The organism is Flavobacterium chryseum, assembly GCF_004362015.1.
Lineage (GTDB): Bacteria > Bacteroidota > Bacteroidia > Flavobacteriales > Flavobacteriaceae > Flavobacterium.
On sequence record NZ_SNWW01000006.1, the window covers coordinates 159984 to 180512 of the forward strand.

A 20529-nucleotide genomic window follows, 5' to 3' on the forward strand; every position below is an offset into this window, starting at 1 on the left:
AATGAAAAATCCAGAAAACAATCAAGACAGCGGACATATCGAATTTTGGGCATCATACTGGAATTTGACTCCGGAACAGTTAAAATCGATCATTTCAAAAATTGAAAGCAGAAACTTTATAAAAATTCAAAACTACATTCAGTTAAAATTGTCACGAGGTGGAGACCAGGCAACTTATAAAGGCATTAATGTAGATTCTAAATAAGTCATAAAGTCGTCAAGTCCAAAGTCTAAAGTCTAAAAGTAAAATCTGAAATCTAAAATCTAAAATCTAAAATTAGAGATCTAAGAAATATAAAAATCTAATATCTAACACATTACTGTAAATTTTGTAAGGTAAGAATTGAAATAGTGTAAGCAAAAGTTATGTTGTAAGGGTACATTTGGATTGCTTGAAAAAAATAAACTGTAAGAGTTTTGTTCTACATCAAGCTTTCAAATTTTTAACCAATAACAACTAAACACATGGAAAATTTGCAGGATGAAAAACAGAGAGATCTGTCTATCAACAAATCTGATGGCACCAATAAGTTTTTAACGACAAATCAGGGTGTCAAAGTTAACGACGATAATAACTCATTAAAGGCAGGCGAAAGAGGTCCTTCTTTATTAGAGGATTTTATCTTAAGAGAAAAAATTACGCATTTTGACCACGAAAGAATTCCGGAACGAATTGTTCACGCAAGAGGTTCCGGAGCACATGGTTTTTTTGAAGTAACGAACCCAATACCGGAATTGACTAAAGCTGGTTTTCTAAAAGAAGCTGGGCTGAAAACTCCTGTTTTCGCGAGATTCTCTACCGTAGCAGGATCACGTGGGTCTACAGATTTAGCACGTGATGTTCGCGGATTTTCGGTTAAATTTTACACTCAGGAAGGAATTTATGATTTCGTAGGAAATAATATACCTGTATTCTTTATTCAGGATGCGTCTAAATTTCCTGATCTTATTCACGCCGTAAAACCGGAACCACACAATGAAATTCCACAAGCTGCATCTGCACATGATACTTTTTGGGATTTTATTTCTTTAATGCCAGAATCGATGCACATGATTATGTGGGTAATGTCTGATCGTGCTATTCCGAGAAGCTATCGTATGATGGAAGGATTTGGAGTACATACTTTTAGATTAATTAATGAAGAAGGCAAGTCTACTTTTGTTAAATTTCACTGGAAACCAAAATTAGGAACTCACGCCGTTGCCTGGGATGAAGCTCAAAAAATTTCCGGGAAAAATCCTGATTTTCACAGAGAAGATTTATGGCAAGCAATCGAAATGGGAAATTTTCCGGAATGGGAACTTGGCGTACAAATCATTCCTTCAGAAGACGAAGAAAAATACGAATTTGATTTACTTGACCCAACAAAATTAGTACCGGAAGAACTTGTTCCTGTAACTATTGTTGGAAGAATGGTTTTGAACAAAAATCCGGATAACTTTTTTGCAGAAACTGAGCAAATTGCTTTTCATCCCGGACATGTTGTTCCTGGAATTGATTTCTCAAATGATCCATTATTACAAGGACGTTTATTCTCTTACACCGATACACAATTATCAAGATTAGGAAGTCCTAATTTCCATGAAATACCAATTAACCGCAGTGTTGCTCCCGTTCACAATAATCAACGTGACGGACATATGCGTCAGGAAGTTAACAAAGGCCGTGTAAGTTATCACCCAAATTCACTTGGAGGCGGATGTCCTTATCAGGCAAAAATCAGCGAAGGTGGTTTTTCAAGTTTTGAAGAGCGTGTAGACGCACATAAAGTGAGAGCAAGAAGCGAAAGTTTTTCTGATCACTTCGGACAAGCAAAATTATTCTTTAACAGTCAGACACCGGAAGAAAAAAGCCATATCGTGAAAGCACTTCGTTTTGAACTTGGAAAAGTAGAAACAACTGCAATTCGAGTTAGAATGCTGGGATTATTGTCTCAGGTTGATGCAGAACTTGCTGAAAAAGTGGCGCTTGGACTTGGGGCTACTGTACCATCAACTCTTGAATTTCCTGTTAATAAAGGCGTTTCACCAGAAAATGAAGGCGGAGATCAGGAACCAAAAACAGTTGAACAATCGGTTTCTTCTTCTGAAGCTTTAAGCATGATTAATAACCCTACAAACACACCAACTATTGAGTCACGTAAAGTAGCTATACTTTGTTCTGACGGCGTTTCTCAGGCAGCGGTTACAAATCTTAAAAATGCACTTAAAAAAGAAGGCGCTAAAGGATTTGTTATTGCACCACATTTAGGATCTGTGCTTACGGATGCTGATGGAGCATTAAAAGCTGATTTCAGTTTCCTTACTGCATCATCTGTTTTATTCGATGCGGTTTATGTACCTCACGGATTAGGACTTAACGTGTTAGCAGAAAATGATGACGCGCTGGAATACTTAAACGATGCTTACAAACACTGCAAAGTTATTGGTGCAGACGGAGAAGCATCTGAATTGCTTAGCGCAACTAATTTTGCTTCTAAAATAACAAATGAAGATGGCGGCGTTATTGTAACCAGCGAAGTTGGTTCTGAAGCATTTGCTCAGGAATTTATTACTGCAATGACAAAACACCGTTTCTGGAAACGTGAACCAAACTTATACATTTAATTTTAAAAAAATATAACATGAAAAATTCAGAAAATCAAGGTCAGATAAACGCCACTCAACCAAAGGCAACTGACGCAAAAGCTGTAAAGAATAATGCGAAAGCTAATTTTGTTGAACCAACATCTGATGCTGCAACAAATTTAAAAGAACTGTTTGTTGACAGTTTGAAAGATATTTACTGGGCTGAAAACGCACTTGTCGGAGCATTGCCTAAAATGGCAGCAAATGCTACTTCTGCAGGTCTTGCAAGCGCAATTTTAGAACATCTTGACATAACGCAACTTCAGGTTGCAAGATTAGAGCAAATTTTTAACCTTTTGGGAGAAAAAGCTGAAGGAAAAAAATGCGAAGCTATGGCCGGATTGCTAAAAGAAGGTGATTCTATCGTATCAGAAACAACTCCGGGACCAGTAAGAGACGCAGGAATTATTGCTGCATCACAAAAAATTGAGCACTATGAAATTGCAACTTACGGAACGCTGGTTGCTTTTGCAAAAACACTGGGAGAAAATGATGCTGCTAAATTATTAACACAAACACTTGCGGAAGAAAAAGAAGCAGATTGCGTACTTAACGACGTTGCTTTAAATACCGTAAACATTGTAGCGGCTGAATAAAATTTCTAGATTTTAGATTTTAGATTTTAGATTTTAGATTTTAGATTTTAGATTTTAGATTTTAGATTTTAGATTTTAGATTTTAGATTTTAGATTTTAGATAAAAAAAATCTGCAACATAGTTGCAGATTTTTTTGTTTTTAAGATTCAACAGATTTTTAATTTTTAATTCAAAATAAAATATTATTGCCAAGGATCTAAAACCACTTTTACACAACCATCTTCACGTTTTTTGAAAATATCGTAAGCATGTGAAATCTCTGATAAAGGCAATCGGTGCGTAATAATATCATCAAGCTGTACTTTTCCCTGAACCACATATTCTAAAAGTTTATCAATATGTTTGTGCGCCGGCGCTTGTCCGCCTTTTAAAATTATTCCTTTATCAAAAAATTGTCCTAACGGGAAATTATCATAATTAACCGGATAAACACCTAAAACAGAAACAATACCACTTCTTCTTACAGCGCTCATACAGGCTTCTAAAACTTTGGTAGAACCTTTTTCAAAATTAACTGTTGCTTTAATACGATCACCTAGGTTTCGGTCAGGTTCAAATCCAACGGCATCAATACAAACATCTGCTCCGCGGCCTTGAGTAAGCGAACGAATGTGTTCAACTACATCTTTAGGTCCGTCTTCCCATAAAATTGTTGTACAGCCGGTTGTAAGTTTTGCTTTATCAAGCCTGTATTGAAGTGTATCTACCACAATTACCTGTGCAGCACCTCTCAAAAATGCACTTTTGGCTGCCATAATTCCAACAGGTCCGGAACCAAATATAGCAACCGTTTCACCGCCTTTCACTTCTCCCCAATCCACTCCTGTGTATCCTGTCGGGAAAATATCGGTTAGAAAAAGAACTTGCTCATCGGTTAGATTATCCGGAACTACTCTTGGTCCGTAATTCGCATACGGAACTCTAACATATTGCGCCTGACCACCGTCGTATCCTCCGTAAAGATCAGTATAACCAAAAAGTGCTCCTCCTTTTTCGGTGGCTATTCCACCTTCAGGCCCATAATGTTCCGGATTACTGTGTTCGCAATTTCCGGGAACATCGTGGTTGCAAAAAAAACAATTTCCGCACGCAATCGGAAAAGGAACTACTACCCGATCGCCTCTTTTTAAATGTGTTACTTCAGAGCCAACTTCTTCTACGATTCCCATAAATTCATGACCTAAAACCATTGGTCTTGGTTGTGGAAATCCTCCGGAGTAAATATGCAAATCAGATCCGCATATTGCCGTGGAAGTTACTTTAAGAATAATATCATCTTTTGCGTTTAATTTTGGATCGTCTACCGTATCGTATTTTATAGATCCGGGTCCATGAATAACTGCTGCTTTCATAAGTTTTCAATTTAAGATTAATAAATCGTAAGTAACTATTAATAAACCACTTAATCTTACAATTTAAACCGTCATTCTTACATAACCAACAACTGGTAATGATATAAATTTATCGTTATATGCTGTAAACTTTTATTAGGGCGCTTTTATAATTTTGATTCTATGTGGATAATCTCCAATCAATTAAATAAAAACTTTAATAATTTTATTATGACTAAAATAGACGATCAATTAAATAATGGAAGTATTACGTCAGGAGAAAATGTGTCGTATTGGATTGATTCGACTTCTATTATAGCTTTTAATAAGCCAGATCAAAATATTAATACAGAAGTACTTATTATTGGAGGAGGAATTGCCGGACTTACAACCGCCTATAAATTGGTAAAAGCAGGCAAAAAAGTAGTGCTGGTTGAAGATGGTTTTATAGGAAGCGGAGAAACCGGACGCACTACAGCTCATTTGACTTGCGCGCTGGATGACCGATATTATTACATTGAAAGCACTTTTGGTAAAGATGCATCAAAATTAGCAGCCCAGAGTCATAGCGCCGCAATTGATGAAATTGAAAATACAATTCAAACCTTAAATATAGATTGTTCGTTTAAAAGAGTAAATGGTTATTTATTTCTGCATCCGAGCGATAAAATAGAAAATTTAGAAAAAGAATTTCAGGCCACGCAAACTGCAGGAATAAAAACCAATTTTCTAAAAGTAACTCCAACAATAACTGGCGGAGAAACAATGCCATCTATTGTTTTTAATAATCAGGCGCAGTTTCATGTTTTGCATTACCTCAAAGGTCTTGCCGATGCTATAACAGCGTTGGGTGGAATTATATATACAGAAGCCCGTGCCGAAAATATTACTAAAGAAGGCGCAGAAGTAAACGGTTTTACTTTTTCTGCAGAACATATTGTCGTAGCAACGAACACTCCTGTTAACGATACTTTTACGATGCATACCAAACAAGCTGCTTACAGAACTTATGTTGTGGCTGGTAAAATTCCAAAAGGAATGCTACCTTATTCGTTATGGTGGGACACGGGAGATTTAGAATCTAAATGGGTTGCTCAGCCTTATCATTATGTTCGTCTGGAAAATTTTGATGATCAATACGACTTACTGATTTCGGGTGGAGAAGATCATAAAACAGGTCAGGCAGATGAAGAAAGAATCTCAGCATTAGAACGTTACGATAGACTTGAGAGCTGGACAAGAAGTTATTTCCCTATGCTCGAAGATATCACCTACAGATGGTCAGGCCAGGTTATGGAACCTGTAGATGGTTTGGGTTTTATGGGTAAAAATCCTGGCGATGATAATATTTATATTATTACCGGTGATTCCGGAAACGGAATGACGCATGCTACAATTGGTGCCATGATTATCAGCGACCTTATTTTGGGAAATAAAAATAATTGGGAAGAGTTGTACAGTCCGTCGCGAATTACACTAAAATCGACAGGTGATTTTATTAAAGAAGCCGGAAATATGGCATCGCAATATCTGGATTGGATAAAAGGTTCTGATTTAGAAAACACAGCAGATTTAGCTGCAGGCGAAGGCGGAGTTCTTTCTTCGGGACTTAAAAAAATTGCTGTTTACAGAGATTATGACAATACTTTAAAAGCATTTTCAGCCGTGTGTCCTCATTTAGGCTGTATTGTGCAATGGAACGATGACGAAAAATCTTTCGATTGTCCGTGCCACGGTTCAAGATTTTCTACAGATGGTACGGTTACTAACGGACCTGCCCAAACTGATCTTAGTCACATTCATATAAAATAATTAAAATTCACCTAAATTTTCAATTCTAATATAGATACAAATGATACAAATAATTGATGCTCCTGAGAATGTTGTTGCTTTTAGAGCACTTGGAGAAGTTACGGCACACGATTATAAAACCATAATTGCTCCGGCTGTAAAACAACTTGTAGCAAAAATTGATGAAATAAATTTTTTATTTCTGATTGATACTGATCTTGAAAATTTTACTGCAACGGCCTGGCTTGAAGATGCATTCATTGGCCTGAAAAACTTTGGCAAATGGAATCGCGCTGCAATTGTAACCGACTCTGAAAGAGCTATTTCTTTTACCAATGCCTTTAGTTATGTTGTACCGGGCAACTTCAAGGGGTTTAAAAAAGATGCATTTGATGAAGCCTTACATTGGGTTCAGGGCTTGCCGGAACAAGCAATCGAAAACTATTAAATATATTCTTACCATGAATTTTCATATTATACTTCAAATTTTAATTTCTTCTATTGCTGCCACTTCTGTAATGACTTTGTTTAGTTACGCTGTTTCTGCAAGTGCGAGAGAACTTTATAAAGAACCGGTTTTATTAACCTACGTTCTTTCACATCTTCATTTAAAAATCTCTCCAAATCTTAAAAATATTCTGGCCTGGGTTTTACATTATATAATTGGCCTTCTGTTTGTTATTGGATATCACTTTTTATGGTACAATGAATTTTTAGAAATTTCATGGGCTGCCAGTATTTTACTTGGCGTAATTAGTGGCATTATCGGCATTATTAGCTGGGTTATTTTATTTGAAATCGTGCCTCAAAAACCTAATATTGATTTTAAAGGTTATTACATTCAACTTTTTGTGGCACATGTCATTTTTGGTGTTGTAGCATTTTTGGTTTACAAATTGTTTTTATAATATAACCTAAATTTTTAAACACATAGAAACATAGGCTTTAGCATCGTACAAAGATGTTTCACTTGTAATAAAACAACTCATAGTGCTATGTGAAAGAAATATATTTCTATTTGTCCTTATTTATTTGACATCATAAATTCTATGTTTCTATGTGTTTAGTAAAAGACTTTGCATATTAGAAATCATCATAAAAAAACCCTGCATCTTTTTGAGATGCAGGGTTTTTTAATTTTTTGTTTTACTATTTATTCTTCATCACCTTCAGTGGCGTCAAAGTTGATAGTATTGTAAGCAGCTTCTGTTAAAGTAATATCAGCTTCTTTTTCTTCATTTAATGTTTGAACAAGAAGTGCAACAGCTTCGTCTTCACCTAGTGTTTTTGCAAAAGCAGCAAGAGTTCCGTAAGTAGCAATTTCGTAGTGTTCAATTTTTTGCGATGCTGCAATAATTCCTGCATCACGAACAGCACCTACTTCAGTTTCTTCCATAATTCCTTCACCTTCTTTAATCAAGCCTTCCATTGCATCACATTTTTTAGCTGATGCTTTTTCTCCAACGGCTGCGAAAACTTCTTCAAGTCTTGTTACCTGACCTTCAGTTACTTTTAAGTGATCGTTAATCGCATCAATAAGATTTTGAGAAGTAGCATTTTTAGCCATTTTTGGCAATGCTTTAGTCAAAGCTTTTTCTGCCCAGTAGATATCTTTTAATGAATCTACGAATAAATCTCTTAAACCTTCAGCAGCAGATGATTTAGCTTTTACAGTTCCTTTAGGAGTTGTTGATTTCGCAGCAGTCGTTTTTGCAGCAGTCGTTTTTGATTTTGCTGTAGTTGTCGTCGTTTTTACAGCAGCTGTTTTTTTGCTTGCCGTCTTAGTATTTGAATCTTTCATGATATAAGTTTTAAAATTTGTTTTATCAAATGTATAACTACAATCAAGGTATTTGCTTATATAATTCTGTTACATTCTTACATCATTTAAACCTTTATAAATCAGCACTTAACAAGCTTTTAATTGTGTAACATACTTACAAAATTGTATAAATTCCAGCTCAATTTTACGAGTACATTTGGTTCAGTAAAATTTTACAAATCAAATAATTACATACAATAATAATCCATAAATATTTACAGTCATGCAGTCCAATATACACAGTTCGAAAAAAAGATCCTTAGAATCTAATATTTCTATTACGAGAAATGAACCACCTCAAAATTATGACATGGTAGTTTTTTGTCACTTAAGATGGCAATTTGTTTACCAGCGTCCACAACATTTAATTAGTCGAATGTCTAAAAATATGAAAGTCCTTTTAATAGAAGAGCCAATAGGTTACAATATTGAGGAAGAGAATACAGCAGACCTTCAGATTATAGATGATAATTTACATATTTTACAACCGAAAGTAAAAGACATTGAATCAATCGCAAACATATTACCTCAATATCTTACAAATAAAGAAATTGCAATCGGATGGTTTTATTCGGCTTCTTTTAGCCCACTTTTAAATGTATTTAAATTTGAAACCATTGTTTATGATTGTATGGATGAACTTACTTTATTTAAAGGAGCTCCGGAACATTTACTTCATCAGGAAAAATATTTAATGGCCAATGCCGATATTATTTTTACAGGAGGAAAATCTTTATATGAATCAAAAAAACAACATCATTCTAATGTTTATTGTTTTCCGAGTTCTGTCGATGAACCTCATTTTGCACAGGCCTTAAACGGAATCGAAATTCCCGGAGATATTGCCAATTTACAAGCTCCTGTTGTAGGTTATTTTGGTGTTATAGACGAACGTCTTGATTTGCAATTGTTGCACGAAACGGCTTTAAAACTGCCAAATGTTTCTTTTGTAATGATTGGTCCATTGGCCAAAATAGACGATTCTGATCTTCCAAAAGAAGATAATATTTATTATTTGGGAATGCGATCTTATGATGAACTTCCAAACTATCTTAAAGGTTTTGATGTTGCTATGATGCCTTTTGCCATCAATGACGCAACAAAATACATTAGCCCAACCAAAACGCTTGAATATATGGCGGCTGGAAAACCTATTATATCAACAAAAATTACAGACGTTGTTAGAGATTATAGCATTTGCGTAAACCTTGTAGAAACGGCAGATGAATTTGCTGAAGCAATCACTTATCTTTTTGATAAAAGAGACCAGCTTTCATTACAACTGGAATATTTTGATATTCTGAAAAACACATCTTGGGACGCTACAGCAACCAAAATGCAAAACATTATTAAAACATTCTCAAAATGAAACAAGTAGATATATTAATAATCGGTGCCGGAATTTCCGGATCGGTATTAGCGGAAAGATATGCCGCGATGGGCAAAAAAGTGCTTATTATAGAAAAGCGGAACCACATTGCAGGAAACTGCTACGATTATATTGATGAAAACGGAATACTGGTTTCAAAATACGGGGCTCATTTGTTTCATACGAATGAAGAATCTGTATGGAAATATGTCAACAAATTTTCGCAGTGGTATCCGTGGGAACACAAAGTTATCGCAAGAGTCGACGACAAAACAGTTCCTATTCCGGTAAACATTACAACGGTAAATGAATTATTTTCTGCCAATATTACTTCTGAAGAAGAAATGAAAAACTGGCTGGAAGAAAACCGAACTCCCATTGAAACACCTGCAAACGGTGAAGAAGCGGTTTTAAACCGTGTTGGAACTGTGTTGTATGAAAAAATGTTTAAGCATTACACCAAAAAACAATGGGATAAATATCCTGCTGAGTTAGATGCTTCGGTTCTGGATCGTATTCCGGTTCGTTTTAATTACGATGACCGTTATTTTTCAGATACCTATCAGGCACTTCCACAAGGCGGATATACGCAATTATTCGAAAATATTATAAGTCATCCTAATATTGAAGTTTTACTCGAAACTGATTATTTTGATGTAAAAGATGATTATAGCGGCTATGAGAAATTATTCTACACAGGTCCTGTAGACCGTTTTTTTGATTTTAAATACAGCTTAACCGAAAAGTTAGAATACCGTTCTATCAATTTTGTAAGCGAAACGGTTGATGCCGAATTTTTTCAGGAAAACTCAGTAGTAAATTATCCCGGAACTGAAGTTGACTTTACCAGAATAATCGAATACAAACATTTTGGAAATCAACAATCAGAAAAAACCACAGTTGTACGAGAATTTACGGTAGACGAAGGCGAACCTTACTATCCGGTTCCAAATCCGAAAAATGGAGAAATCTATAAAAAATATCAGGAAGAAGCCGAAAAACTTGTTGATGTACATTTTGTAGGCCGACTGGCTAATTACAAATATTTCAATATGGATCAGGCTTTTAAAAATGCGCTGGACCTTTTTGATTCCTTAGAGAAAAAAGACAGTATCACTTATAAAACGGCGGGATAAATGAAAATATTCAATACTTTTTTTATGGGTGGTTATGAATGTGCAGATCATATCAACAGATCCGGCGAACGCATTAATCTTCTTGAAGAAACGCAACATGATACAAGGGTCGTAGAAGATTATGAAGCACTTTCTGCTATTGGCATAAGAACAGTACGCGAAGGAATTTGCTGGAGTGCTGTAGAAACTTCGCCGGGTGTTTTTGATTTTTCTGAAGTATATAACAGAATGCAGGCGGCTGATGAGTTTGGAATTCAGCAAATTTGGGATTTGATTCATTTTGGTTATCCTGATGGAATTTACCCGACGCATCCTCATTTTTGTGACCGATTTACAGCACTGTGTTACGCTTTTGCAACCTTTTACAAAGAAAATTCATCACAGGAATTATATGTTGTACCCATAAATGAAATCAGCTTTTTGTCATGGCATTCTGGCGATGTAAGAGGAACGGTGCCTTTTGCTGTTAACAGCGGATGGGATATTAAATACCATTTGTGCAAAGCGGCAATTTTAGGAATTCAGGCTTTAAAAGATGTGGACTTAAATTGTGTGATTATTTTGGTCGAGCCATTGATAAAAATTCATGGTTCAGATTATGAAAATGCAGATCATTTGCACGATTTAAACGATCATCAGTTTCAGGCAATGGATATTATTGCCGGCAGAATGTGTCCTGAACTTGGCGGCCATGAAGATTATCTGGATATTTTAGGTTTCAATTATTATTGGAATTGCCAATGGCAAGTCAATGCTGCCCCACTCGACTGGCCTGATGTAAATAATTTGAGAACTCCGCTTTCAGATTTGCTTCAAATGGCGTATTCCAGATACCAAAAACCAATATTTATTTCAGAAACGGGTCATTTTGGTTCCGGAAGAGTGCAATGGATTGAAGAAATTACCGCAGAATGCCTGATTGCTAAAGAAAAAGGTGTCGATTTAAACGGTATCTGCATTTATCCAATTACAGACAGACCTGATTGGGATGATCTGACAAAATACTGTGAGTGTGGCATTTGGGATCTGGATGCTAACGGAAACAGAATACCGCACGACGAATATATAAAAGCTGTTGAAAAAGCTCAAACAAAATTTAAAAACTCAAACAAAATTTTAGATTTTGTACTTAACTTTTTTAAAAACTAAACATTTTTTACAATGGAATTAACTAAAACTAAAACAGGAATTACATTTAGTGCTTTTGATTTACTTCATGCAGGACATGTAAGAATGCTCGAAGAAGCAAAACTACATTGTGATTATCTTATTGTTGGACTGCAAACAGATCCTACAATAGACAGACCGGAAAAAAACAAACCTACTCAATCTGTAGTAGAAAGATATATTCAGCTAAAAGCCTGCAAATTTGTAGATGAAATAATTCCGTATACCACAGAACAGGATCTTGAAGATATTCTTCAGGCATTGCGTATCGATGTTCGAATTCTTGGCGATGAGTATAAAGAAGTAAACTTTACCGGAAGGGAATATTGCGAAAAAATGGATATCGAATTGGTTTACAATAAACGAAATCACCGATTTTCAAGCAGTGGACTTAGAAAAGAAGTATATCAATGTGAATGTCTAAAAATTGTAAATGATTAAATAGTTGTTTTTATGATTCATACCGATACTGAAGTTCGATTTATAAATGCCGAAAAAGGATACGGTCTTGTAGCTACGAAATTTATCCCTAAAGGAACGATAACCTGGGTACAAGATGATTTAGATCAGATAGTGGAACGGGAGAAAATTCCAAACCTAAATCCTTTTATCAGAAAGCATCTTGAAACCTACTCTTTCACCAATAAAAATGGTGATTTGGTTTTGTGCTGGGACAATGGCAAATATGTGAATCACAGTTTTAAACCAACTTGTTTTAGTACTGCTTACGATTTTGAAATTGCGATAAGAGATATTCACCCCGGAGAAGAACTAACAGACGATTACGGCTACCTTAACGTAGAAGAACCTTTTGATGTTATAGACGAAGGAACAGAACGTAAAACAGTTTATCCTGATGATATTCTTCGCTTTCATGAAGATTGGGATTTGCTTATTAAAGAAGTTTCGCCAAAAGTATTGGAAGTTCCGCAGCCCTTAATTGATTTAGTTCCTGCAAAAAACTGGAATGAATTTTTAAATGCTGTCAAAAACCTTAATCAGATGCGATCATTACTCGAATGTTATTACGATCCTAAAATTAACGTGACCAGTTAAACTTTTCCTGATTTAACTGTGATTAAAATTATATATCCGAAGAATTTCAAACATTAAAAAATAAAGTTATGCCTTCAGAACATGTAATCAAATGCAGTAAAGTTTTAGCTGCAAAAGAATGGAATATTGCCTTCGCGGAAAGTGCTACAGCGGGAAGAATGAGCGCTGAATTTTCGATGACAGAAGATTCAGGAAAAGTTTTGCGCGGAGGAATAACCTGTTATGAAGTATTTGTGAAAGAACAAATATTGAACGTTCCTCATACACTCATTGAGAAATTCACACCGGAATCTGCAGAAGTTACTCAAAAACTGGCTGAACAGACTTCAAAAATATTTAACTCAAAAATTACGGTTGCAGTTACCGGACTTACAACTGCGGGAGGCAGTGAAACTACTGAAAAACCTGTTGGTACGATTTTCTTATGTATCATAACACCTAATAAAATGATAAATCATCGCAAGGTCTTTAAAGGATCTGCAGAAAAAATTGTACTGCAGGCGATTGATGAAGCAGCAAAACTAATTATTGATTGTGTAGTGAGTTTTTAAATCAGGAAAACCTACATTTTTCATTGCCTTGTTCAGGAGAAACCCAATCTTTTTGTAAAACATTTTTGATGAGCGATTTTAATCCATCAAATGAATTTGGTTTTACAGCATAAAATGTTGCTCCAAGATTATAAGCTTTTTTTATAGTTTCCGGATCGTTAGAGGTTGAAAGCATGACAACATTTAATTTTTTCAATTTTGTATCCTGTTTTATTTCTTCTAAACATTCAAAACCATCCAATTTTGGCATATTAATATCCAAAAAGATGATTTCCGGTAAGGGATCTGGCTGTGTATTAAGAATATCCATTAATTGTTTACCATCTTCAGCCTGGGTTACAATTACATTGCTGTCAACTTCAAGCAATGCTTCGACAAACATGGTTCGATCATCATCGTCATCGTCTGCTAAATAAATACATCTCTGAAAACTAGAATTTTGTGTTGTCATCTCCGTATATTTTATAGTGCAAAAAAATAAGACAAGAATTTAAAAATCTGCAAATGTTATTATATAAAAATATAAGCTATTGTAGATAAATAAACGATCGAATTATATCCGTGAAACGGTTTATATATAGCTAAAGATACTGCTTAATTTAAGAAAAAACATATAAAATTCACAATTATGACATCATTAACATTGAAAAGTTAAAATTATTAGGATTTACAATACAAGAATTATTGCTCTAAAATTAGCTTTATTTAAAGCGATTTACCTGACACTCCAATTTAAATCTAAGTTTATTTCCGCATGCTTTCCTTAATCTTTTCACGATGTTGTTCACCCCAAACGCTGAGTTCGCGCATTACACTTTTTAAAGTCCGGCTATAATCTGTCGCTTCATAAATAATGCTAACCGGAGTGGTTGGATAAACATTGCGTTTTATAAAGTCATTCAGCTCTAAATCCTTGAGTTCATTTGCCAAAACTTTGGGAGATATTCCGCTGATTTCTTTCTGAATTTCATTAAAACGTTTAGGCGATTGTATCAACGTAAGTATCAATGGTATCTTCCATTTTCCGTTTAAAACATACAGCGCGTCTAGGATATTCTTAAGCGATCCTGCGCATTCTTCCTTTGTAGGAAGTGTTTCATATTCAATTGTTTTCATGTTACAAAGATACAGACTTTCCTAAAAGTAACCACTTACCTTTGGGTAAGTACTATCTTTTGCATAGTTGGTAATTGTAGCTTTGCTTCATATTAAATCTAACATTAATAATAATAATAATAATAATAATACATTTTCATATGAAACACATTCTTCATTTAATTTCAAGCATTCAAGGCAAAGAATCCTACAGTATCAAACTGAGTCAAGCAATCATCGAAAAAATTCAGGATAAATATCCGGGCAGTACTGTTACAGAAACAAACCTTGTGGATATCGAAATTCCGTATCTTAATCCTGCTATTCTACGTACTTTTTTTATGCCTGAAGATCAGCTAACCGAAGAAGATAAAAAAGCGATTCGATTTTCTCAGGAAGCGATTCAACAATTATTGGCTGCAGATATTATTGTTATTGGTGCACCACTTTACAATTTTACAATTCATACTTCACTAAAGGCCTGGATTGATCATATTACAAGACCTGGCATTACCTTTGGATATAATGAAAACGGTCCTGTTGGTATGGTTACCGGAAAAAAAGTTTATGTTGCCATGTCTTCCGGCGGTGTTTATTCAGAAGGTCCGGGAAAAGCAAACGATTTTGTTGTTCCTTATTTGAAGGCTTTCCTGGGATTTTTAGGCATGACCGATTTAACAGCTTTCCGTGCTGAAGGATTAAAAGTTCCGGAATTAAAAGATAATGCCTTGCAAAAAGGAATTGAAAGTATTCAGATTGATTAAAACATTTTTATGCCAAACAAATAAACAAGAAAGACTATTTATATCTTAATAAAAATGGCCGAAGGTTTTTAGAGAAAGTATTATTTTTACATAACCGGTAATGAATCAGGACATGAATCTTTATCAAAAAGAAATATATTTTAAAAAAGCAATTCATTAAAAATAATGCCTAAAAATTCTAAACAGAACCCCACTAAGCTAACGTTTTCCTATTATCAAAATCAAGATGTACTTTTTCTGGCCAAGGATCTTTTGGGCAAAGTGCTCTATACTCAAATTGATGGACAAATTTCTGCGGGAATAATTGTAGAAACCGAAGCTTATTTTGGTGTTCAGGATAAAGCTTCGCACGCCTACGGCGGACGGCGGACGAATCGAACGGAAACTTTATACAGTCAGGGTGGCATTTCGTATGTGTATTTATGCTACGGAATTCACAATCTTTTTAATATAGTAAGTTCTGTTGAAGGTGAACCTCACGCTGTTTTGATCAGGGCAATTGAACCTTTGGTAGGAATTGATATCATCGAAGCCCGACGCAATATGCCCGCAGCAAAAGCGGCTATTTCCTCTGGTCCGGGTTCTGCGGCTAAAGCGCTGGGAATTGATCGCTCTTTTAATGAAAAAGATTTAACCGGCGAAGAAATCTGGGTTGAAGATCATGGTATTCAATATCCTAATGATGAGATTGTGGCATTGCCTCGTGTTGGCGTTGCTTACGCTCAGGAAGATGCGCTTTTGCCCTGGCGCTTTTTCGTAAAAGGCAATAAATATGTGAGCAAACCGAACAAGGTTTGACATTCTTATTTGTTGAATCTAACTGATGAAAATTTTATTGAACACATAAAAACATAGGCTAAAAATTTAAACAAAAAAGAGTTTTAAAAAAAATCAAGATTTTTATACATAGTCCCAAAGCTTCGGGATGTATTTAAGCAAGTGAAACACCAGCCAGCTTAAGAAGAGTATAGATATTCTACATCTAATTTTTATTCTATTAATTATTTTTATGAAATAAAAAAACGTAATAAAAAGTTATAAACAGCTATATATCAAAAAAATAACTACATTTAAGCCCCTGAATTTTATTAAATTGTTTTTAGAACCTACATAATCTGACCAACCAAAAACCTCAAAAATATGAACTGGTTTATCAATTTAACGGGAAAATTTAAAGACAAATTTTCAAACCCAAATACTACAAATGAAGGTCTCGAAAATTTAGAAAAAGGAAAGCGGCTTTATCGGTCTAATCAAATTCACGATGCTTTAATCTATCTTGACAATGCCATTAGATTAGGATATGATACCGGCGCTTATGAGATAAGGGGCAATTGTTTTCAAAAACTGGATTATCATTACAGGGCAATTGAAGATTTTGATAAGGCTATAGAAATGAACCCGTTGGAGTTTTCGTATTATTACAGTCGTGCGGTTTCAAAAAAGGCGATTTTAGATTTTACGGGTCAAATCGAAGATCTGCATAATGCCATTTATTATTATAAAAGGAATAAAAGTGTCGAAAACAATTTCCTGAAAATATTTGAAACTGATTTACTGATTGCCAGAACTTATATAGATGGCTTACGACAAAATATCAGCGATTTACACCACACTCCTTATTTAGAAATTAAAACTTTAATTAGAGATTCTTTGCATCTTATTAAAAAGGTAAGGATTAAAAACGTAAAAGTTTAGTTTTCAAAATAAAACAAAAAACTTTAACCGTTACCTTCAAACTCATAACTCATAATTCACAACTTAAAAACTCCTAACTCTTAACACTTAGCTTTCGTATGTTTTTATGAAGAATGCTTCGTGTATATTTCTTTTTGCTTTCGTAGTCTCTCGTGCATTTTTCGAGTTCTGCTAATAATGCTTTAAAACTATTGTATAAGGCAGTAAGTTCTGCCATTTCTTTGCGTATTTTAAGGTCTTCCTCCAATTCTATTTCGGTAATAGTAAGTAACATGTATTCATATTTTTGAAATACATCTAATACATTTCGATGTTCTCTATTATCAATTCCCTGCATAATTATATTACTCCAATATTTTAAAAATTAGAAAAAAAGTGCTTTACGGAATCATTATTAGTATTGGATCTGCATCAATACCAATATTAGAAACAGGCAACGATCGTAGTGCTGCCGTTTTCATTTTACTTGCATTTCCGTTAATATTATTCACTGCATTATTCAATAAAACTTCAGAAGTGTTTCCCAAAGGGAACACCTCAACCTGCTGAATTTCATTTACTGCAATGATAGGATTTATTCCTTTTGAATAATTCCCTTCATGTCTGGAATTGAATAATTTATAAATTGCCGGATATAAAATCCAACCTTTTTTTCCTGCAATTCGATCATCTTCAATTGGAAAACTGGCTACATCTTTACCAAAAGTTTTTTCACCAATTGTAATCACCTGCATGTAGGGTTTTAGGTTATTAATAATAAGTTCTGATGCAGATGCGGTACGGTTTCCACACAAAACATATATCCTGTCTATTGAGGGATGCGCACTTTGTAAGGCATCAAAACTTATTTTAGATTCATTGCTTTCTAAGGCTTGTTTAAAGGATTGATCGACGTTTCCTCCGTTTGCATTTCCTTCAAATTTTATAAAAAGATCGCCTGATTTAATGTTTGGAGCGAGGATAATACTTAATGCGGTTGCAGATGCTATATCTCCTCCTCCATTGTATCTTAAATCTATAATAAGTTCTGTGATGGATTTACTTTTTAAGTCCTGAAAGATTTTTAGAAATTGTTGCGCCTGGCCAACATCAAAATGTGGAATTTCTATATACCCAATTTTTGTATTTTCATCAGTTATAACCTGATATGGCATTGGCTGTGTAAAACTAAATCCCTGCAATAATGAAACTTCTTTTGGAGTAGAAAAACCTGATCCTGCAGCATATGAAGTTATTTTCAGATTTACACTATTTGACGCAATCATACTTTTATACAATTGGTCATAATTTCCTGAATTTAGTTCTGTTCCGGCTATGTGAGTAATAAGATTGCCTCTTTTCAATCCGTTATTTTTAGCTGGAGAATCGGCCAATACATATAATATTACAGCATAATATTTTCCTTCAAACTCAAAAAATGAGACATCAAATCCAAATTTTTGTCTCAGGCTTTTTGGTGCAGTTTCCGGCAATTCAGGATGTATGGCATACGAATAGACATCATCTTTCTGGAGCAATTTCCCAAAATATTCTTTTGGAGCAATTGAGATGTCACCCTGAGCCGGCATGGCGTCGTTCCAGCGATAATATTTTTTCATTTGCTGGTATATCCATTCATTTATATATTCGTTAGTACCTTCATTATAGAACTGAACCGGATCATCTGAACTGCAGGAAAGAATCGAAACGTCTATAAGAAAAATGATACTGTAGAATATATAGCTGTAAATTTTATTTTTCATTTTAAAATCTATAAATATGAATTTCATTACGCACTAAAACAACAATTGAATTTATTAGCCTATTTAAAAACGAAATAATCCGCTAAATTTAAAGTTCCGTCAACGCCTGAAAAAAGACCGTTTGCATCACTTTTTTCTTCGAGCACAATTAATTTTGATTTATTATTCGTCATGGTCATAATTACAACAACCTTTTGACCTGGAACATACGATTCTGTTGTGCCGTGTTTTACCAGTTCCATTAAAATCGTTGGAGGCGAACTGAAAGGAAATTCTATAAATGATCCAAACTGATCTTTGTTTATATTTTCTACAACTCCTAAAACCTGTCCGTTTAATTTGCGAATAATTCCGTCTAAATTGCCCTCGTAACCGCTTTTAGAATATTTATTTTTATTAGGGAAAATAAATTTATAACCGCTGTTTCCCGTTTTACTCAAAACGCCTAATTTTATTGAAGAAATTTTGTCGATCCAAAGATTTTCTTTTACAAAAAAGGAAAGCGTATCTTTTGGTTTCTCTGCGGTAAAATGGTAAGTACGCAATACCTCTTTTGTTACTTTATTTGAGATTTCAACTGTTTTTCCTTCAGCTCCGAAATAAACAAAATCATAGTCTTTTTCTATTTTTTTTACAAAAGCAGTTTTTTTGTCATTTCCAATCAAAATCACTTTACCATTTACAGTTATCTGCAAAGAATCAGCAACTGCGCTATAACCATTAATGGTTATTTTTCCGGGCTGGTTCGTTTCAGTGCCGTAATAGGGAACCAAATTATCATTGGTACAAGATGCGAAAAGAGCTGTAATGATTGAGAAAATTAATACCCTTGTCAATTTATTCTTCATATTCATTTTATTTATTGTAGTCGTTTTGTTTATTGTAAAATCATGAAATTTTACTAATCGTTATTTTTTAATAAATTTTATTTTTTGGGAAACTCCGTTATTCGTTACAGAAAGAAAATAGATTCCTTGTGATAAATCTTCAACAGATAAACCTTCTTGTTTGTATGGAGATTCTTTAATTAAAATTCCGTTTACGTTATAGATTTGCAATGCTGTTTCTTCTGTCTGAAATTCTTCTGCTAATTCTAATTGTAAATTTTCCTGAACCGGATTTTGTTTTAATCTGCAAAGCGATGATTTTAAGTCTACATCATCAACTCCTAAAAGTGATTCTGCAATCACTGAAATTTTATTAATTTCATATCCTATAAAATGCGTTTCAAGCTTATTCCCCAGAGCGATATATACTATTGGTTTACCTGCAAATTGTGAAATATCAACAGTATAATCTTTAAATTCTGCTTCATCTGCTGTTGCTCTTTCTAACGTAACGGTATGCAAAAGTATAAATGAAGCAGGATCCGGCGAAGTAGATCCATAGATTAATAAATCCTCATTGGTATCATAAATAGCAGGTTGTGCATTAAGGATTAATTTAATTTTACCGGAATAAAATGATACATCCAAAGCAGGGCTTATAGCCAGATTATCTTCATTAGTTTCTAATTGTCCGCCAGTAGCAAAATCAATATTATAAGTTCCTAAAACATCAATATCACCATCTGTAACAGTTTCTGCAAATTGAATATTTTTACGTGCCATCCAATTACTGCCATTTCCATCTCTGTCTAATAAAGTCCAGTCTGAAGCATCTGAATCATCAAAATCATCTTCCCAAATTGTATATTGAGCAGATGCTATTCCTGTAACCATAGTAAAAACTAATAAAAGTAAATTTTTTTTCATTTTTTTTAATTTTAAAACATGGGCAGAA

23 protein-coding genes are annotated in these 20529 nt (G+C 34.4%); 15 read left to right on the plus strand and 8 right to left on the minus strand.

Going from position 1 to position 20529, the window contains the following annotated elements; translation table 11 throughout:
- Position 1 precedes the first annotated feature (1 nt).
- From EV143_RS13245 to EV143_RS13255, 3 genes are all read left to right on the plus strand, one after another.
- Positions 2-205 (plus strand): hypothetical protein, encoded by a 204-nt coding sequence (locus EV143_RS13245; RefSeq protein WP_133508416.1) that lies wholly within the window; start codon positions 2-4, stop codon positions 203-205.
- Between the two features lie 260 nt (positions 206-465).
- The gene (locus EV143_RS13250) at positions 466-2607 is read left to right on the plus strand and encodes a catalase (RefSeq protein ID WP_133508417.1); all 2142 of its coding nucleotides are present in this window, start codon (positions 466-468) and stop codon (positions 2605-2607) included.
- 17 nt (positions 2608-2624) lie between these two features.
- A complete protein-coding gene (locus tag EV143_RS13255; protein WP_133508418.1) occupies positions 2625-3224 on the plus strand; it encodes a YciE/YciF ferroxidase family protein in 600 nt (199 codons plus the stop codon).
- Between the two features lie 183 nt (positions 3225-3407).
- Here the strand turns inward: EV143_RS13255 and EV143_RS13260 are convergent, their stop codons facing one another.
- Complete coding sequence (locus EV143_RS13260; protein ID WP_133508419.1) at positions 3408-4577, minus strand: zinc-dependent alcohol dehydrogenase; 1170 nt, start codon at positions 4575-4577, stop codon at positions 3408-3410.
- A gap of 210 nt (positions 4578-4787) precedes the next feature.
- On the opposite strand from EV143_RS13260, the gene EV143_RS13265 reads away from it, so the two are divergent.
- Genes EV143_RS13265 through EV143_RS13275 form a run of 3 tightly spaced genes read left to right on the plus strand, consistent with a single transcriptional unit; the run spans position 4788 to position 7255 of the window.
- Positions 4788-6368, plus strand: coding sequence for an FAD-dependent oxidoreductase (locus EV143_RS13265; RefSeq protein WP_133508420.1), 1581 nt, complete (start codon positions 4788-4790; stop codon positions 6366-6368).
- Between the two features lie 40 nt (positions 6369-6408).
- Positions 6409-6795: a SpoIIAA family protein gene (locus tag EV143_RS13270; protein WP_133508421.1), complete on the plus strand. Its 387-nt coding sequence runs from the start codon at positions 6409-6411 to the stop codon at positions 6793-6795.
- A 13-nt stretch (positions 6796-6808) separates the two neighbouring features.
- A complete protein-coding gene (locus EV143_RS13275) occupies positions 6809-7255 on the plus strand; it encodes a hypothetical protein (RefSeq protein WP_133508422.1) in 447 nt (148 codons plus the stop codon).
- 245 nt (positions 7256-7500) lie between these two features.
- On the opposite strand, the gene EV143_RS13280 is transcribed toward EV143_RS13275, so the two are convergent.
- Entirely contained in the window at positions 7501-8148 is a 648-nt protein-coding gene (locus EV143_RS13280; protein WP_133508423.1) for a YciE/YciF ferroxidase family protein, read from the minus strand.
- 409 nt (positions 8149-8557) lie between these two features.
- Here EV143_RS13280 and EV143_RS13285 point away from each other — a divergent pair, with 409 nt between their 5' ends.
- The 6 genes from EV143_RS13285 (at position 8558) to EV143_RS13310 (ending at position 13448) form a co-directional block, all read left to right on the plus strand.
- Positions 8558-9538 (plus strand): glycosyltransferase, encoded by a 981-nt coding sequence (locus EV143_RS13285; RefSeq protein WP_243739865.1) that lies wholly within the window; start codon positions 8558-8560, stop codon positions 9536-9538.
- On the plus strand, positions 9535-10674 hold the full coding sequence (gene glf / locus EV143_RS13290) for a UDP-galactopyranose mutase (protein WP_133508425.1): 1140 nt from the start codon (positions 9535-9537) through the stop codon (positions 10672-10674). The genes EV143_RS13285 and glf overlap by 4 nt, the downstream gene beginning before the upstream one ends.
- Positions 10675-11823, plus strand: coding sequence for a glycoside hydrolase family protein (locus EV143_RS13295; RefSeq protein WP_133508426.1), 1149 nt, complete (start codon positions 10675-10677; stop codon positions 11821-11823).
- A gap of 12 nt (positions 11824-11835) precedes the next feature.
- Positions 11836-12282 (plus strand): adenylyltransferase/cytidyltransferase family protein, encoded by a 447-nt coding sequence (locus EV143_RS13300; RefSeq protein WP_133508427.1) that lies wholly within the window; start codon positions 11836-11838, stop codon positions 12280-12282.
- A gap of 12 nt (positions 12283-12294) precedes the next feature.
- Complete coding sequence (locus tag EV143_RS13305; RefSeq protein WP_133508428.1) at positions 12295-12897, plus strand: SET domain-containing protein; 603 nt, start codon at positions 12295-12297, stop codon at positions 12895-12897.
- A gap of 68 nt (positions 12898-12965) precedes the next feature.
- Positions 12966-13448 carry a CinA family protein gene (locus EV143_RS13310; protein WP_133508429.1) on the plus strand — a complete coding sequence of 161 codons (483 nt, stop codon included), beginning with the start codon at positions 12966-12968 and terminating at the stop codon, positions 13446-13448.
- A 1-nt stretch (position 13449) separates the two neighbouring features.
- Here EV143_RS13310 and EV143_RS13315 read toward each other — a convergent pair whose 3' ends face one another.
- Complete coding sequence (locus EV143_RS13315) at positions 13450-13899, minus strand: response regulator (protein WP_133508430.1); 450 nt, start codon at positions 13897-13899, stop codon at positions 13450-13452.
- 293 nt (positions 13900-14192) lie between these two features.
- Positions 14193-14564, minus strand: a complete 372-nt coding sequence (locus tag EV143_RS13320) for a winged helix-turn-helix transcriptional regulator (RefSeq protein WP_133508431.1) — start codon at positions 14562-14564, stop codon at positions 14193-14195.
- A gap of 140 nt (positions 14565-14704) precedes the next feature.
- Between EV143_RS13320 and EV143_RS13325 the strand changes: the two genes are divergently transcribed.
- The 3 genes from EV143_RS13325 (at position 14705) to EV143_RS13335 (ending at position 17005) form a co-directional block, all read left to right on the plus strand.
- A complete protein-coding gene (locus EV143_RS13325; RefSeq protein ID WP_133508432.1) occupies positions 14705-15307 on the plus strand; it encodes an FMN-dependent NADH-azoreductase in 603 nt (200 codons plus the stop codon).
- 165 nt (positions 15308-15472) lie between these two features.
- Positions 15473-16105 (plus strand): DNA-3-methyladenine glycosylase, encoded by a 633-nt coding sequence (locus EV143_RS13330; protein WP_133508433.1) that lies wholly within the window; start codon positions 15473-15475, stop codon positions 16103-16105.
- Positions 16106-16447: 342 nt separating this feature from the next.
- Positions 16448-17005 carry a soluble NSF attachment family protein gene (locus EV143_RS13335; protein ID WP_133508434.1) on the plus strand — a complete coding sequence of 186 codons (558 nt, stop codon included), beginning with the start codon at positions 16448-16450 and terminating at the stop codon, positions 17003-17005.
- Between the two features lie 73 nt (positions 17006-17078).
- On the opposite strand, the gene EV143_RS13340 is transcribed toward EV143_RS13335, so the two are convergent.
- From EV143_RS13340 to EV143_RS13355, 4 genes are all read right to left on the minus strand, one after another.
- Positions 17079-17279 (minus strand): hypothetical protein, encoded by a 201-nt coding sequence (locus EV143_RS13340; protein ID WP_243739866.1) that lies wholly within the window; start codon positions 17277-17279, stop codon positions 17079-17081.
- A gap of 106 nt (positions 17280-17385) precedes the next feature.
- Entirely contained in the window at positions 17386-18747 is a 1362-nt protein-coding gene (locus EV143_RS13345) for a S41 family peptidase (protein ID WP_133508436.1), read from the minus strand.
- 59 nt (positions 18748-18806) lie between these two features.
- Complete coding sequence (locus tag EV143_RS13350) at positions 18807-19595, minus strand: hypothetical protein (RefSeq protein WP_243739867.1); 789 nt, start codon at positions 19593-19595, stop codon at positions 18807-18809.
- Positions 19596-19655: 60 nt separating this feature from the next.
- A complete protein-coding gene (locus EV143_RS13355) occupies positions 19656-20501 on the minus strand; it encodes a T9SS type A sorting domain-containing protein (RefSeq protein ID WP_133508438.1) in 846 nt (281 codons plus the stop codon).
- Positions 20502-20529 lie beyond the last annotated feature (28 nt).

Excerpts from the sequence above, each read along its gene's own strand:
- EV143_RS13245 (WP_133508416.1), top strand. The coding sequence starts at position 2 with ATGAAAAATCCAGAAAACAATCAAGACAGCGGACATATCGAATTTTGG.
- EV143_RS13250 (WP_133508417.1), top strand. The coding sequence starts at position 466 with ATGGAAAATTTGCAGGATGAAAAACAGAGAGATCTGTCTATCAACAAA.
- EV143_RS13255 (WP_133508418.1), top strand. The coding sequence starts at position 2,625 with ATGAAAAATTCAGAAAATCAAGGTCAGATAAACGCCACTCAACCAAAG.
- EV143_RS13260 (WP_133508419.1), bottom strand. The coding sequence starts at position 4,577 with ATGAAAGCAGCAGTTATTCATGGACCCGGATCTATAAAATACGATACG.
- EV143_RS13265 (WP_133508420.1), top strand. The coding sequence starts at position 4,788 with ATGACTAAAATAGACGATCAATTAAATAATGGAAGTATTACGTCAGGA.
- EV143_RS13270 (WP_133508421.1), top strand. The coding sequence starts at position 6,409 with ATGATACAAATAATTGATGCTCCTGAGAATGTTGTTGCTTTTAGAGCA.
- EV143_RS13275 (WP_133508422.1), top strand. The coding sequence starts at position 6,809 with ATGAATTTTCATATTATACTTCAAATTTTAATTTCTTCTATTGCTGCC.
- EV143_RS13280 (WP_133508423.1), bottom strand. The coding sequence starts at position 8,148 with ATGAAAGATTCAAATACTAAGACGGCAAGCAAAAAAACAGCTGCTGTA.
- EV143_RS13285 (WP_243739865.1), top strand. The coding sequence starts at position 8,558 with ATGAAAGTCCTTTTAATAGAAGAGCCAATAGGTTACAATATTGAGGAA.
- glf (WP_133508425.1), top strand. The coding sequence starts at position 9,535 with ATGAAACAAGTAGATATATTAATAATCGGTGCCGGAATTTCCGGATCG.
- EV143_RS13295 (WP_133508426.1), top strand. The coding sequence starts at position 10,675 with ATGAAAATATTCAATACTTTTTTTATGGGTGGTTATGAATGTGCAGAT.
- EV143_RS13300 (WP_133508427.1), top strand. The coding sequence starts at position 11,836 with ATGGAATTAACTAAAACTAAAACAGGAATTACATTTAGTGCTTTTGAT.
- EV143_RS13305 (WP_133508428.1), top strand. The coding sequence starts at position 12,295 with ATGATTCATACCGATACTGAAGTTCGATTTATAAATGCCGAAAAAGGA.
- EV143_RS13310 (WP_133508429.1), top strand. The coding sequence starts at position 12,966 with ATGCCTTCAGAACATGTAATCAAATGCAGTAAAGTTTTAGCTGCAAAA.
- EV143_RS13315 (WP_133508430.1), bottom strand. The coding sequence starts at position 13,899 with ATGACAACACAAAATTCTAGTTTTCAGAGATGTATTTATTTAGCAGAC.
- EV143_RS13320 (WP_133508431.1), bottom strand. The coding sequence starts at position 14,564 with ATGAAAACAATTGAATATGAAACACTTCCTACAAAGGAAGAATGCGCA.
- EV143_RS13325 (WP_133508432.1), top strand. The coding sequence starts at position 14,705 with ATGAAACACATTCTTCATTTAATTTCAAGCATTCAAGGCAAAGAATCC.
- EV143_RS13330 (WP_133508433.1), top strand. The coding sequence starts at position 15,473 with ATGCCTAAAAATTCTAAACAGAACCCCACTAAGCTAACGTTTTCCTAT.
- EV143_RS13335 (WP_133508434.1), top strand. The coding sequence starts at position 16,448 with ATGAACTGGTTTATCAATTTAACGGGAAAATTTAAAGACAAATTTTCA.
- EV143_RS13340 (WP_243739866.1), bottom strand. The coding sequence starts at position 17,279 with ATGTTACTTACTATTACCGAAATAGAATTGGAGGAAGACCTTAAAATA.
- EV143_RS13345 (WP_133508436.1), bottom strand. The coding sequence starts at position 18,747 with ATGAAAAATAAAATTTACAGCTATATATTCTACAGTATCATTTTTCTT.
- EV143_RS13350 (WP_243739867.1), bottom strand. The coding sequence starts at position 19,595 with ATGAAGAATAAATTGACAAGGGTATTAATTTTCTCAATCATTACAGCT.
- EV143_RS13355 (WP_133508438.1), bottom strand. The coding sequence starts at position 20,501 with ATGAAAAAAAATTTACTTTTATTAGTTTTTACTATGGTTACAGGAATA.